Origin of the sequence: Clostridium sp. UBA7339 (assembly GCF_002470865.1) — a bacterium.
GTDB classification, from domain to species: domain Bacteria; phylum Bacillota; class Clostridia; order Clostridiales; family Clostridiaceae; genus Clostridium_J; species Clostridium_J sulfidigenes.
Window position 1 is genome coordinate 249,442 of the sequence record NZ_DKPI01000003.1, and the last position, 15,151, is coordinate 264,592.

Below are 15,151 nucleotides of genomic sequence, written 5' to 3' on the forward strand. Positions count from 1 at the left end.
ATTTTTTCCTCCTAATTTATCTATTTTGATATTTTAAAATATTTAGAATTATATTTTAAAGGCTCAAAGGATGTACCTCCACCTTCATAAAATTTTCCGAAATATTCAAGGTATTGTAATCTACAGGTGTGAACATAGGCACCTAATGCGTTGATAAATAAGTTAAATACATGGCCCACTACGAATATTGCTATACCAAATATAATTGTAGCCCATGAAGTTGATACCATACTTACCATAATATTAAATGCATAAGCGATAAATCCTGTTGCAAGTCCTAAAGCTGCAAGTCTAGTATAAGAAACCAAATCACCTACATAGGATGTTATTCCATATAGAGCATAGAATCCTTGGCCTAACTTACCACCTATAGAACTTTCTTGGCGTCCGTTAGTAAGTACAATTCCTACCATTCCAGCAATAGTACCATATTTTGCTATAGCAATTATTACAGCTGGAACTCCAAGAGAAGCTAAATCTACAAAAGCACTTAATGCCCAAATAATAGCACCAGTTAAGGTAATATACCATAATCCAACGTCTGCAAAGGCTCCAAAGTAATCTTTATCTCTTATTTGCATGTATGCTTTAATTCCAAGACCTACATAAATTTGAATTAGTCCCATTACTACAGAGACAATCATTAGTAATCCTACATTACTATCCGGTTTCATCCATAGAGGAGCTATCTTGATAAAATCCCCAAAATAACTACCATACATGATGCCCCAGAATATAGTAGAAATACTTAATAAGAAAAACATCTTTATAGATTTTCTCGTGTCCTCATCTAAATTAAAAGTAGTAAGTGCAATTAAAGTACCTACAAACATCACAAGGCCATATCCAGCATCTGATAGCATCATTCCAAAGAAGAATATGTAAAAAGGTGCTAACAGTGGTGTTGGATCAATCTCCTTATACTTAGGTACACTGTACATAGAAGTAATATTTTCAAAGGATTCAAAGACTTTATTGTTTTTTAATTTAACAGGTACATCGTCACCTTCTGCGGATTCTGATTCTAAATAATAATCATCACCTAAAATACTTTTCAATGTGCTTTGAAAGTCATTATGCAATTCGGAAGGATAGTATCCTTCTATAGCCACAATGTTTTTACTCTTCAGGAAATTTTCGGTAGATTTTAATCTTAATAATAAAGAACTGTAGTATTCGTAAACTACTTTATATTCTTCTAGTTTATTAACATGTTCTTTCATACCTTCTTGAATAAAATTATTTTCTGTATTTATTGATTCAATGGTTTTTTTGTACTCTTTTATAACTTCTTTAGGTACCCCATCACATTGAATATCAATCTTACTGAAACTTGAAGATTTGAGCAGTTGTTCTATATCAGCTAAGTCATCATTGTGAGCTATCACCATTATGTAGCTGTTTCTACCTATGCTGCTAATAACTTCAAAGTAGTAGTTTTTAGTTGTTTCCTCTAACTTAAGCCTTAAAGAATCTACATTCCCTTGTGGAATTTCACCTAGTATAGCCTTAGATTTTTTTAGTACATTTATGCTTTCTACTGAGGTGTCTAAAGATTCCCATGGTTTTAGCTCTTCTATATTGGCCTTTAATTTAGTTATATAATTATGATTCATGTTTATTTTATTATCTTTTTGTTTTAGGTCACTATATACCTCATGCCAATGAGAGGTACTTGTAATCTGCTCTAACACATCATAGCTATAGCTCTTTTTTCCTTCCTTTAGGTCTTTTAGTAGTTTAGGCTTTTCACTAAATGTGCTCAAAAGCTCAATGATAAATTTTACTTTTGATAATTCACCTTCTACTTCAGAAATTTCACTGCTTGCACTATCACTTTTTAATTGATTCAATTCACTACTTTCATTTTTACTTAAATCTAGGAATTGTACATTTTGGAAGGATTGCAGTTTCTCAAGCAAAGATTTTTTTTGATTTTCAAAGGCTAAGAGCATAAATTTATTCATTTTAACTATTGCCATTGAACTTCACTATCCTCTCAATTACTAAATTAATAGCTAAATCAATCTTTTCCTTAGAAGTATTAATTATATTTTTAACTTCTTCATCCCCTTTAGCTAAGGTTGGTTGTGACTCCTCATTTCCTTTATTAAGAGCATCTTCTTTCATTTTTTTTGCTTTTTCTGTAGCATCTTCAATGATAGCATGGTACTCTTCATTGCCTTTAACTTGAGCATCACTAATTATTTGTTTGCTATTTTCTACTGCTTTATCTAATATATTCTTTGCAGTAGATTCGGCTTGTTGAATTTTACTAATTGCTTCTAGCGCCAAAATATCACCACCTTTTAAGTATTAATTATATATATAACCACTTATATTAAGTCTGCTTTCTGTACTTATGTAAACATAATAATTAAGTGGTATTGGATAACTTATAACATGGATTAGCTCAACTCTTTAAAAGATATATTAAAATCTATTATATCAGTTTTCTTAAAAAGTACAATATATCAATACAAAAAATTAATATATTGTACTTTTTAAAATAACAAAGATTTTACTTGACATTTTATTGAACTTTTAATTCACTTTCCTGTATAAATATTCTTTCCTTAACGTGATTATTTATAAAGGCAACATAATTTAGGGTTTTCTTTATTTCTCCACATTCAATAAAACTTTGTATATTATGATTGAATTTAAATACACTTATTTTATTTATATTATCTATAGAATTTTTATTCATAATGTATTCTTTTATATTTCTCTCTTCAGCTTTACTCATTTCTATTCTTAGAAAGTCAGGTATCCACTTTGTGTTATTATATGAGAAATACTCATATCTTATTATGTCTAATAATAATTCTTTCTCACCAGCTTTGATAAAGTCATTAAATTCAACAAAGAGAGAGTAATAATCTACAGATGCTATGCTGCGTCTAAAGTATCCCTTGACATCATAAAATTTAGATAGTTCATAGTAGAATTCGAATATATCTTTGAATTTATTACTTTTTTTAAAGAAATTTAATATAGTATAAAACTTACCACTATTTAAATACTTATCGACCATATGCTCAATTTTCTTTAGTATAATTAATTCATCATAACTTATATTTTTTGTTTTTAGAATTTCATAAGGTGGATAAGGTGAATAAACCATCCCCCATTTTTCACTTTCTTCCCTCATTTGAGAACCTTTTAAAAGCTTTAAAAATCCTAATTGTAACTCCTCTGGACTAATCTCATATACTTCATTAAAGGATTTTCTGAAGGAGTTAAAATCTTCACCAGGTAACCCTGCAATTAAATCTAGATGTTGCTTAATATTCTTTAGTTTATTTAGCTCTAATACTTTTTCTTTAATAGTTGAAAATTCTATAGTTCTATTAATATTTCTTAATATTTCATTATTGGTGGTTTGAACACCTACCTCAAATTGAAACATGCCACTAGGTGCTTTACTAAGTATATCTATTGATTCACTACTAAATAGATCTGCAGATACTTCAAAGTGGAAACAGGTATTCTCTCCATTTTCAATTAGATAACTCCATATAGCATTTGCAAAAGCTTTATTACAATTAAAGGTTCTATCAACAAATTTAACTAATTTAACTTTTTTATCTATAAAATATTGTAGTTCTTTTAACACTCTATCTATGTTTAAGAATCTTACTCCATGGGTAGTTGAAGATAAACAGTACTTACAATTAAAAGGACATCCTCTAGAAGCTTCATAATATACAATTTTATTTTTTAAGTCGTCATCAGTCTCATAAGGAAATACTATATTGTTCATATCCATTAATGGTCTATTACCTCCATATATAATGCCTTCCTTACTTTTGTAGTATAATCCCTTAATATTTTCACAATTATTATTATCTCCATTAACTTCAATATTTATTTTAAAATTAATTAATTCTCTATAGGTTTCTTCACCTTCTCCTTCAATTAAATATTCACCTACATTTTCTGTTAAAAACTCAATAGGATTATAAGAAGTTTCTGGGCCTCCATATATAATTTCAATATTACTGTCTATAAGCTTTATTAAAGTTGATACCTTTTTAACAAACTCAATATTCCAAATATAACAGGAAAATCCTATTATATTTGGTTTTTCATATAGTATTTCTTCAACTATTCTTTCTTCTCTATCATTTATAGAAAACTCCATAGTGTGACAATTATAATCTAAATCCTTTGTATATGCTTTTAAATATCTTACTGCTAAATTGCTGTGTATATACTTTGAATTTACTGCAACTAAAACTACTTTCATTTTTATTAACATCCTTTCTTTCTGCCCACAATCCTAAAGGTACCATTGGAAGATACTGCTTCTACAATATCAAAATAATTCTTTAGTCCGTCTATAATTTTTGATGAAGTATTATCAGTAAATAGGTTAAGTAAGTTTATTTGAAAATTCTTCATACTTTTATCAGGTAATGATACCCTTATATTTTTTTGTAATGTCTTTAATGGCTCCTTTTCCACATCCCAAATATAAACATATCCATTATTTTTCATTAATCTATATATATTATCAAAAAGCTTTAGCTTTTGTCTATGGGTTTTAATTTTATTTAAGGTAAAAAATACTATACAGCTATCATAATACCCTTCATTATCACAGGATTTAGAAGGTGCATTCTCCAAATAATTAACATCTATAAAATTATCATAATATTTATTAGCCTTATATATTATACCCTGGTTTCCATAAGTAATATCCAATACGTTACCTCTAAAAACCTCTTTTTCTAAACTTACAAATAAGCTCTCCATTTCACACCTCCATATTTTTATATTATTGATAATATTCTTTTTAATTTTGTAAATTCCTTTATTTTTACTATTGCATAAGAAAAAATAAGATTATGTTGAAAATTACAGTTATAGTACCCAAAAAAAAGAACTACCAATATATTTTCGTGGTAGTTCTTACATTATATATAGCTCTAATCTTCACTTTTAGATTCTATAATCTTTAAGGTGTTATAAAAATCGATGAGTAATCCTGCTGTTGTTGTGCAAGCTCTAAGTAATATCACATCTGCAATTTCATTAAACCGATTTTCTTTGATTCTTATACTTTCAAAGGACTTAGCGGTTTTAACAGCAAACTTTGTGTTTTCAATAACATATTTTTCAGGACTTCCATAAGTGATTATAGGATCTTTTAAAGGAATTTTATATCCATTAATAACTTTATCTATTATGAAACTTTCCAGAGGTTTATGTTTTTTCAAGTTTTTCATAGCATGAGCTGGCACTGTGGAGTCTTGTACTAAATGACAAGCAGCACCTAATAAAAATAGAGCTTTATTCATATCAGAATTTGCACCGTAAAACACAGATGCCTTATAATACTTTACACATTCTACTTTAGCATTTGAAAATCCATATAGACCGATTCCCTTCTCATGATGATAGAAATGATTAGTACTTTTCAAATCTGCATCAGCCCATTTTACACCTTTATTCAAATCTAACAAATGTTTAACAAAAAAATGATACTCATCAATATAGCCCTCCTGCTTTAATAAACGTAGAGCTTCTTTATTTATAAATTTATGGACTATACATTCAGTCTTTTTTATTCTCTTTTTTATAGGATTTGCAACTTTTATAAAGGCTGTCATAGTTCTATTATAAGTTCTTTCCATTTTCTTCATGTAATACACCTACGATTCTTTAAGAATAATAAAATAATCATTGAGATATATATTATTATACTCCAATTTAACCATATTATTTTATTATCTATTAAATTTAACGTAGTATTTATATGGAAATTATATATAGTAGCCTATTTTCTAATAGCTAAGGTAAATATAAATCCATGGTTACCATCTAATATATATAGCTCATCTTTTAAAACCTTCATATTAGATACCGTGCAATTTTCCTTTAAAGTTATTAATTTATTTGGAACACCATTTACAGCGCTACACATTATATTATTTTTATTACAATCATAAAAATATAGTTGCAAGGTATTTTGTCCATTAATTTTCCCTGTATCATCTATTGCAATCCATTTTAAACTATTTAAATCATTATGTTGATAAGCAGGTGCTGGTGGTGACATAGGATGTTTTTTTAACAATGGAGGATTTTTTATATTAGATTCACCTTGAAATCTTGGTGAATCTAGAGGATCCCCTCCAGAAAAATCTGGGAATCCATACCAATAACCTTTTTTTAGTTCATAGATATAATCACTGTCATTTTCTACTGGTCTTAATCCTCTGTTTTCATAGCCTCCTATGGTAGCAAAGATTCTACCATCAAGAGTTATATCTAGTCCCTCAATATTTCTTATTCCCCATGCATAGGTTTCAATAGCTTTGGTGTTAATATTATAAATTAGCAGAGATGAATTGCCTATGGACTCACCCTTTATAACCTCGTTGTCTTCATTAGAAGCTCCCTGTGGTACAAAGGCTCCTTTTTCATTTTTATTTAATACTATATTAAAAGGTGATATATCATAACCAGTTGGATTTTTATCTATCCATTGGTTATCACTTCCAACTACAGCTGAATTAGTTGCAGCTCCAATTGAAATAAATAAATAGTCCTTATATCCTCTTATTAAAACATTGCTATAATCTCCTTTATTAGGTATGTTTGATAAGCATTGTTCTAACTTCCCATTGTTTATATCCAAGCTGAGTATTTCATTATTAGTAAGGAAGTATAGTTTATCTCCATTACATTCAAGGGTGGTAATGTTATAGTTTTTGTCTTCAATTAAAGTATAGGGCTCTCCAGTTGATGGAATAGCCATTATTTTATTTTCAAAGGCAACATATAATCCTTTATCATTACTAGTAAAATCTATGGCATTCTTTAATCCCTTATATCTAATTTTCATCTCAACTTCTGAGTCTTTAACCCCTATATTATATATATTATTTTTATCTTTTACTATTAATAAAGAACTAATAGCTAATATTATAAGCAGAATCCATCCAATTATTTTTTTCATAGTTCCTCCATTTAAATATTATTTACACTAATATATATTTAAATATTCTTAATTAAATTACATTAAATGAAATATAAGATAAAAATATATGGTTAGAGAATAATCTTTAATCTACCTTCATAAGTATTATTATATTAAGGCATCTTCAAAAAATAAATAAGTCAGAATGCTCGTTTATTTTGTGTTATACTGCGTCAACAGAACCCTTAGATAGTGCTACTATCTGCGGAACCTGTTTCCTTGTCTAACTCAAAATATACTTCTCATCTTTGATTTGTTATTTATTTTCAGATGCCTAATTGGAGGTAATAAAGATGAGTAAAGATACTTTTTATAGAGATACCTTTGTGTTAACTCTTTCTAATTTAGCCATGGGTGTATTGAGATTTATGTTTTCTATTATACTATCAAGACAGTTAGGACCAGAGGGAGTTGGACTTTATGGTTTGATAATGCCTATATATGATTTATTTTGTTGTTTAGTATGTGGAGGAATAATTGCTGCAATTTCACGAGAAACTTCTGCTTACCTGGGTACTAGTAGATTTGAAGATTTACATAAAACTGTTAATGCTTCCCTAGTTTTTATAGTACTTTGGTCAATTTTTATAGCAGGTATTATGTTTATACTTAGTCCGATAATCTGTAATTATATTATTAAAGACCCTAGAGCCATACGTTCCTTATGGATAGCTTCTCCTGCTATTGTTTTTATTGCTATATCCTGCGTATATAAAGGTTATTTCTATGGAGTAAGTCAAGTAATAACCCCTTCAGTTATAGATATATTAGAAAAAGCTGTTAGAATGGTGATATTAGTAGGAGTAATCTACTATTTATCTCTTAAAACCATCGAAAATACAGTAGCGGCAACCTATCTTTCATTTACTATTGGTGAAATAATAAGTTTCGTATTTCTATATATTTTCTATAAAAGAAGTATTAAAAAGATTCCTTATACCAATAGTGTAAGACCAGATAACAGCTTTCAATTGTTATTTAACATACTAATTATTGCTGTCCCTTTAGCTATAAATGGTTTTTTAACTACAGCGCTTCAAAGTGTATCTACACTTTTAGTACCCATAAGGTTAGTCGCTGCGGGTTTTGATCACATAGGTGCCCTTGAGATAATAGGTAAATTTAATGGTATGGCTCTTGCTATCGTGTACTTCCCATTAGTTATAGTTGTATCTTTGTCTACAGTAATAATTCCAGATATATCTAAAAAGATAAGTCAAAAGGATTTTTCTAATATAAATTCTAGAGTAAATGAAGTAATTAAAATTTGTTTTATGTTAGGGGTTTCTACAGTAATTATTTGCTATGTATGTCCTAATTTATTAGGTGAAGTATTCTTTGATAGAAGTGACTTAGGTAGCTTTATAAAGATAGCTTCCCTTGCAGCTCCATTTATGTATTGTCACTACTGTACCTATAGTATTTTAAATGGTATAGGGAAACAAAAAGTTATCCTTTTAAGCTCCATTGCTACAGCTTTGATTGAGTTAGTTCTAATATTTATACTTATAGGTATTCCTAGCATAAATATCTATGGATATGGAATTTCCTTAATTGTAACCTCTATTATAGGCCTTTTAATAAATCTGTATTATATTGGACAAGTGATAGAGCTATCTTTTCCTATTTGGGAAATATTAATCCTAGTGTTACTAACAGTTTTAGTATACTTAGTAACAACCATCATAAGTTCTATAATTCCTAATACCTTTATCATTCCTAAAATTATAACTATCATTGTAGTTGCTTTTTCATTATTCTTTGTATCAAGTATTTTAATACGAAAAAGCTCATAAAATAGAACCTAGGACTTAGTTTTTTAGATACTAAGTTCTAGGTTCTATTTTAAAATAAATTAATAATATTTACTTTAACTTTTTATATATTCTTCTAGGTATAAGTTTTGTAATTTTATTTGGCAGTGAATTTAAATCAGACTTTTTAACACCACCTATAGTTACTAGCACTAATCCGTAGGCTCCAGCAGATAATGCTATACTTATTAATGATGCAAATAAGTTTAATATGTAACCACCGAAAATTAATCCTAGAACTCCATTAAATATCTTATATGAGAAAAATGTTACTATCCCCATAGCTAATCCAGCTATTAAAGGTTTTATATAACAAGGAATCAAGTGTATCCTTCCATCAATAGAGTCATTTATTTGCCACTGGAATAATATAAGCATTACTAAATAACAGGCTGCATTACCCCAAATAGCTCCAAGGATTCCAAAGGAAGGCATTGCTATTAATATATAATTCACAACAACTTTAGCTAAAATTCCAACTACAGAAAATATAGTTACTACGTTTACCTTACCCATTCCCTGCAAAATAGAAGTTTGAACTAATGTGATAGCATATAAGATTAAAACCCAAGCTCCCCATATTAATAAGGGTGATACCTCTTTATCATAGCCTAGTATTCTTAAAATAGGCATAGATAGAACTCCTAATCCCACAGCACAAGGTATAGCTATCATAAAAGTAACTCTATAGGAAGATTTAATATTAAATCTTAGACCTTTTTTATTATCTAGGGCATGGATTCTAGATATGGCAGGAACAAGAGCAATAGCTAAAGCTCCTATAATTGCCATAGGAATTGACATAAGAGTGTTGTAAAGACCTAAATATCCCCATTGAATATCAACAGTTTTCTGACTTAATCCTGTAGATAAAAGTCTAGACTTTACAATTTTTAAGTCTACTATAGTTCCTGAGTTCTGCAGTGCAGAAGCTATAGTTATTGGAAATGCATATTTTAATATGGATTTAATAATAGTTTTATTACTTAGTCTACTTACCCCTGCTTTGTTCTTTTTGGGGGAATGATTAGATCCATACATTTTATATGCTAATATAAAGTATAAAGATGCTCCAATAGCTCCAACCACTGTACCTATAGTTCCTCCAGCAGCTCCATAGGATACACCTTTTCCCATGAGTAAGTAAGCAAATAATAAACTAAATATTATATTTAGAATTTGTTCGCCTACTTGGGATACTGCAGTGGTAGTCATATTTCCAATACCCTGAAAATAACCTTTGTATGCACCCATTATTGAAGTAAATAATAATGCCGGTGCAAGCCATCTAGTAGCTAATATTGATTCAGGACTATTAAAAGCCATACTTAAGGGTTTTGCCCATATAAACATGAATACGGATAGGATAAGCCCCAAGAGTAAAAGTAAAGTCCTAGATGCTCTAAAGGTTTTTATTGCATCTTTGTAGTTTCCCTTTGCTTCAAGTTCCGATACTAACTTTGCAATGGCTACAGGTATACCTGCATTAGCTATAATGTATATATAAGAAAAAATTGTATATGTAGAATAGTATACTGACCAACCTGTTGATCCTAAAATCTGCCTAAGTAAAGGTGTATAAACTACCGATAACACCTTTACTGACATCATAGATATGGTGAGTACCATAAAGCCTTTAGCTACAGAGTGCTGAGCCCCCTCAGTTCTGTCATTCATATTACCCCTCCATTAAAACTTAAACACATCATTCTTTATCTTCTTTAATACTGGTGGTAAAGATTCTGCTATAGTTTTATTTTTCATATATTCAAGCTCCCCTGAGTTTGATTTAAATATTACTTTATATGCATATAGGAATTGAAAATCTAAACCATATCTATTTACAAAGAAGCTATTAAGCTTTTTATCTCCATATTTAGAATCTCCAACTATAGGATTTCCTAGCTCTGATAAGTGAGCTCTTAATTGATGACTTCTTCCAGTAAGTAAATTAATTTCTATTAGGGAAAAAGTACCACAACTTTGAATAGTTGTAACTTCCATAGCAATTTCTTTACTGTTTGGAACTTCAGTGCTATATACCTTAGAAATATTTGCATCTTCATTTTTTAAGATATATCCTGTATAAGTTCCATCCTTTATTCTTCCTTGTACTAGAGCCATATAGTATTTTTCAATACTTCTTTCTCTTATAGCTTCATTAAGAGCCTTTAGATATTTGAAATTTTTTCCGAATATAACTACCCCAGAGGTATTTCTATCTAATCTATTGCATGGAGCAGGAGTAAAAGTTACTTCTTTTTCAGGTTCATAATCACCCTTGTCATATAGATAGGATAAGGCATAGTCTGTTAAAGTTGGTTCTCCATTCTTTGTGTCACTATGAACTAATAAATTGGGCCACTTTTCTACCATAAGTATATTTTCATCCTCATAGGTAATTTTAAGATTATTTTCTATTCTTTCAAACTTCTTTTTTTCACCACTAGTCTTTATATATCTTATTTCTATGGTGTCTCCCTCTTCTAAAACATATTGTTCTTTTATTTTTTTACCATTTACTCTAATGTCACCTTTTCTAAATGCCTTATATATAGCACTTAATGGTACATCCTTCAGTAACTTTCTAAGGAATTTATCGCATCTTTGACCGGCTTCATTTGAACCTATTTGTATATTATTCATATTGTCCTCCAATATTTCTTTCTTATAGTTTGTTAAGATAGTTTACAGCCATATTACAATGAACTGCTACTCCTATTTGTAGACATTCCTCATCTATATCAAATTTACTACTATGCAGAGGATATATTATTCCTTTTTCAAGGTTTCCACATCCTAATTGATAAAACATAGCTGGAACCTTAAGGGAAAAGTATGCAAAACTTTCTACACCCATAGTAGGTTCTCGTAATATTTTAACCTTATCTTTCCCTAATAGATCTACACTATTATCATAAAATATATTATACATAGCGTCGTCATTATATAAACATGGATAACTCTCATCAATAGTAATTTCACAGGTACCTCTTAAACTTTCTACCTGCATGGTTACCAATTCTTTTAATCTTTTTTTCATGTATTCCCTATCCTCTAGGTTCATAGTTCTAATTATACCAGTTATAGTAACCTTATCTGGTATAATATTGGCTGCTGTACCTCCATTTATAGTTCCTATAGTTATTACCCCTGGTGATACTGGACTAGTCTCTCTACTTACTAATAACTGTAAAGCATTTATAACCTGAGCTGCAATTACTATAGGGTCTATGCCTTTATGGGGACTTGCACCATGAGAACTTTTACCACAAATAGTAATGGTAAAAGGATTAGAAGCAGCATAAGCTACCCCTTGCTTAAGTCCAATAGTTCCCACCTCAAGACTTTCATCTACATGACATCCAATTATTGCATCCACATGAGGAGCTTCTAATGCTCCTTCTTCTATCATAATCTTAGCTCCACCAGTAGTTTCTTCTGCAGGTTCAAAAATAAACTTTACGTTTCCTTTTAACTCTTTCCTATGGTTATTTAAAAGTCTAGCTGCTCCAAGTACCATTGTCATATGAGCATCATGGCCACAGGCATGCATTTTTCCATCCATCTTAGAAATATAGCAGTGACTATTTTTTTCATGGAGAGGTAGTGCATCCATATCACATCTTATAGCTATAGTTTTTCCATTACTACTACCTGCTTCTCCATATATAGTAGCTACAACACCTGTACCTGCGCAAGAATAAAATTCTATATTCTCATTTCTCAAGAAATTTTTTATTCTATCAGAAGTTTTATATAAATCAAAATCTAACTCTGGATTTTCATGGAATTCTCTTCTTATATAAATTAATTCTTCACTTATTTGTTTAGCTTCATGGATAAAGTTCATCTGAAACCTCCTTACTGATAATTATATATTATATACAAATATACAAAAAAATAATAGACTTGAAGTCTATTTAAGAGAAGTCTTAACTATATTGTACTTCAAACCATTATATAACAGAAAAGCTTTCCTTTCAATATTATAGTCAAATATGTTTCAGCTGTGTAAAACCTCCTAGGTGATTCTCCATAATATTTGTAATCCTTCTTATAGTCTATAACTATGAATATATGTAACATTATATATATGACTATGGATAATTTTCACTAGGAAACTAGTTAAATATATACCTATATTAATATTAAACTATATAATTATTTAACTAGTTAACTAGTTGTACTCATAGTGAGGCTTTGGGGTGTATTACCATAATCTATCCATTTCACTGAAACTATGTCTATATACATTAGAAAAGGATGAACTATTCCTCCAAAACCTCTATAAGCCCATTGGTTACAAGGACATCAAAGTCAAATTTTCTCTCCAAATCAGAAAATTTAATAGAGATATTACTTTCTTCTAAGGCTGTTATAGTTCCTGTTCCATAGAATTTATGGGTTATAGTTGTTCCAACCTTAAATTTAACTCTTTCTAGTATCTCTTCTTCTAGCTGGCACTCACATAGAAATTGAGATTTATTTTTCTTTTCACCTCTTATAAATTGGGGGAAAAGAAATATTAAGTTGTTAATAGCTCTAGTAACTCCTACATAAAATAGTCTTCTCTCTTCCTCTATATCATTATTTTTATAGGGAATAGCTCCATCTACTGTGTTAATCATAAATACCGTATCAAATTCCATTCCCTTAACACCGTGAATAGTACTAAGAATTACGCCTTCATTTTTATCCTTATTTCTGGAGCTAGCTTTCTTTGTTTCCTCTTCTACAGTATTTACATGTTCTAAGAAGTCTTTAATAGTTTTAAATCCCTTCACGCTTTCTTTAAACTCATTTAACACATTTTCTAAATCTTCTATGGAAAATTTATATTTCTGTGCATATTCCACCAGATGTTTATGATACATTAAGTCTCCTATAATAAATTCTACGGCAGAAGGTAGTGAAATTCTATTTAAGCTAGAAATATCCCTTTCGAGTTTATCTAATATTTTTAATTGAAACACTGGAGTACTATCTAAGTTTTTTAATTTAGTAAAGATACTGCCTAAGCTATTGCTCTTTTTAACTTCTTCTATACTATTTTTACTTATATACCTATAGGGTTTATTTATTATTCTAGTAAAGCTATCCATGTTTAGAGGATATATGCTTAACTTTAGATAAGCTAATATGTCTTGGCATATGAAGTGAGAGAAAAAATTATATTGTCTATCTAGTAAGGTAAAGGGAATTTTTTTTCTAATAAAACTATCAATTATACTTCTACTTTCTATATTAGTTCTATAAAGCACTGCAAAGTTATTAAAGTTATTATCTTCACTTTCCCTTACCTTAAGAATATAATCACTTATATATGTACCTTGAGCTGTTTCATCACGAACCCCTTGAGCCTTTATTATTCCATCATCAGTTTTACTGGCTCTGATATTCTTTGAAGTTCTAATCTTATTATTTTTTATAGACTTCATAGATAATCTTACTATATTCTGCTTTGACCTATAATTTGTAGATAGATATAAGGTTTTACCTTCTTTAAATATATCTTTAAAGTTTACTATATAGGTTGGATTAGCTCCTCTAAAACTATAGATGCATTGATCCTCATCCCCTACTACAAATAAGTTATTCCCCTTATTTAAAAGCTTTAATATGTCCACTTGTACATCATCACTATCTTGAAATTCATCAACTAATATATGTTTAAATTGATTTTGATATGAATTTAATATGGAGCTATTCTTAATAAATAAATCTCTACACATTAACTGTAGATCTTCAAAGTCAAGGAGGGATTTTTCCTTTTTATAGGATTCATAGAAATTTACACAGTTTTTTAAAAGTTCTTTATCGATTTGATTATTTCCATCTCTATTATATTCTCCCTTGCATTTATAGATGGATATGGCATTTACATATTCCTTAACTCTATCTTCACTAACATCCTCCACATAGGCAGTTAAAAAGTTTTTTACTACTCTATAACTTTCAAAGGGCTCTATTATATTAATTTCTCCATAATAGGACTTTAGTATTTTATAGCAAAGTCCATGAAAGGTTCCAAAGAAAGGACTTACCTTATTTTTATCTATGGCTAGGAACCTATTTCTCATATTAGTTGCTGCTGCCTTGGTAAAGGTTATTATAACTATATTTTTAGGCGATATGTTTTTATGATTTATTAGCTCATAAACTCTATTTACAATAACTACAGTTTTCCCACTTCCAGGACCTGCACTGACTATTATATTTTCATTTGTACAGTTAATGGCTGTTAACTGTTCTTCACTTAAAGTGTTGTTTTTGTTTCTTATCATAATATAAATCTTTCCTTTTACATACTTTCAATTAAATAATATTACCATATTATTTGTCC

11 protein-coding genes are annotated in these 15,151 nt (G+C 29.3%); 1 reads left to right on the top strand and 10 read right to left on the bottom strand.

Annotated features, from left to right (window positions below; all coding sequences use genetic code 11):
• Positions 1-20: 20 nt before the first annotated feature.
• From B2S02_RS01500 to B2S02_RS01525, 6 genes are all read right to left on the bottom strand, one after another.
• Positions 21-1,982: a V-type ATP synthase subunit I gene (locus B2S02_RS01500; RefSeq protein ID WP_346848169.1), complete on the bottom strand. Its 1,962-nt coding sequence runs from the start codon at positions 1,980-1,982 to the stop codon at positions 21-23.
• Positions 1,969-2,295, bottom strand: a complete 327-nt coding sequence (locus B2S02_RS01505) for an ATPase (protein WP_346848170.1) — start codon at positions 2,293-2,295, stop codon at positions 1,969-1,971. The genes B2S02_RS01500 and B2S02_RS01505 overlap by 14 nt, the downstream gene beginning before the upstream one ends.
• A 238-nt stretch (positions 2,296-2,533) precedes the next feature.
• The gene (locus B2S02_RS01510; protein ID WP_346848171.1) at positions 2,534-4,252 is read right to left on the bottom strand and encodes a B12-binding domain-containing radical SAM protein; all 1,719 of its coding nucleotides are present in this window, start codon (positions 4,250-4,252) and stop codon (positions 2,534-2,536) included.
• Positions 4,253-4,257: 5 nt separating this feature from the next.
• Positions 4,258-4,761: a hypothetical protein gene (locus B2S02_RS01515; RefSeq protein WP_150845503.1), complete on the bottom strand. Its 504-nt coding sequence runs from the start codon at positions 4,759-4,761 to the stop codon at positions 4,258-4,260.
• A 173-nt stretch (positions 4,762-4,934) separates the two neighbouring features.
• Positions 4,935-5,651, bottom strand: coding sequence for a zinc dependent phospholipase C family protein (locus tag B2S02_RS01520; RefSeq protein WP_346848172.1), 717 nt, complete (start codon positions 5,649-5,651; stop codon positions 4,935-4,937).
• A gap of 134 nt (positions 5,652-5,785) precedes the next feature.
• Entirely contained in the window at positions 5,786-6,970 is a 1,185-nt protein-coding gene (locus tag B2S02_RS01525; protein WP_346876224.1) for a hypothetical protein, read from the bottom strand.
• Positions 6,971-7,284: 314 nt separating this feature from the next.
• On the opposite strand from B2S02_RS01525, the gene spoVB reads away from it, so the two are divergent.
• On the top strand, positions 7,285-8,787 hold the full coding sequence (gene spoVB / locus B2S02_RS01530; protein ID WP_346878833.1) for a stage V sporulation protein B: 1,503 nt from the start codon (positions 7,285-7,287) through the stop codon (positions 8,785-8,787).
• A 69-nt stretch (positions 8,788-8,856) separates the two neighbouring features.
• On the opposite strand, the gene B2S02_RS01535 is transcribed toward spoVB, so the two are convergent.
• The 4 genes from B2S02_RS01535 to B2S02_RS01550 form a co-directional block, all read right to left on the bottom strand.
• A complete protein-coding gene (locus B2S02_RS01535) occupies positions 8,857-10,482 on the bottom strand; it encodes a polysaccharide biosynthesis protein (RefSeq protein ID WP_346876225.1) in 1,626 nt (541 codons plus the stop codon).
• A 12-nt stretch (positions 10,483-10,494) separates the two neighbouring features.
• Entirely contained in the window at positions 10,495-11,451 is a 957-nt protein-coding gene (locus tag B2S02_RS01540; RefSeq protein ID WP_346876226.1) for an RluA family pseudouridine synthase, read from the bottom strand.
• A gap of 22 nt (positions 11,452-11,473) precedes the next feature.
• Positions 11,474-12,658: a M20 family metallopeptidase gene (locus B2S02_RS01545; protein ID WP_346891626.1), complete on the bottom strand. Its 1,185-nt coding sequence runs from the start codon at positions 12,656-12,658 to the stop codon at positions 11,474-11,476.
• Positions 12,659-13,076: 418 nt separating this feature from the next.
• Positions 13,077-15,092, bottom strand: coding sequence for an ATP-dependent helicase (locus B2S02_RS01550; protein ID WP_346920167.1), 2,016 nt, complete (start codon positions 15,090-15,092; stop codon positions 13,077-13,079).
• Positions 15,093-15,151 lie beyond the last annotated feature (59 nt).

Coding starts and splice junctions, on each gene's coding strand:
- B2S02_RS01540 (WP_346876226.1), bottom strand. CDS start 11,451: ATGAATAATATACAAATAGGTTCAAATGAAGCCGGTCAAAGATGCGAT.
- B2S02_RS01520 (WP_346848172.1), bottom strand. CDS start 5,651: ATGAAGAAAATGGAAAGAACTTATAATAGAACTATGACAGCCTTTATA.
- B2S02_RS01535 (WP_346876225.1), bottom strand. CDS start 10,482: ATGAATGACAGAACTGAGGGGGCTCAGCACTCTGTAGCTAAAGGCTTT.
- B2S02_RS01515 (WP_150845503.1), bottom strand. CDS start 4,761: ATGGAGAGCTTATTTGTAAGTTTAGAAAAAGAGGTTTTTAGAGGTAAC.
- B2S02_RS01525 (WP_346876224.1), bottom strand. CDS start 6,970: ATGAAAAAAATAATTGGATGGATTCTGCTTATAATATTAGCTATTAGT.
- spoVB (WP_346878833.1), top strand. CDS start 7,285: ATGAGTAAAGATACTTTTTATAGAGATACCTTTGTGTTAACTCTTTCT.
- B2S02_RS01510 (WP_346848171.1), bottom strand. CDS start 4,252: ATGAAAGTAGTTTTAGTTGCAGTAAATTCAAAGTATATACACAGCAAT.
- B2S02_RS01500 (WP_346848169.1), bottom strand. CDS start 1,982: ATGGCAATAGTTAAAATGAATAAATTTATGCTCTTAGCCTTTGAAAAT.
- B2S02_RS01550 (WP_346920167.1), bottom strand. CDS start 15,092: ATGATAAGAAACAAAAACAACACTTTAAGTGAAGAACAGTTAACAGCC.
- B2S02_RS01545 (WP_346891626.1), bottom strand. CDS start 12,658: ATGAACTTTATCCATGAAGCTAAACAAATAAGTGAAGAATTAATTTAT.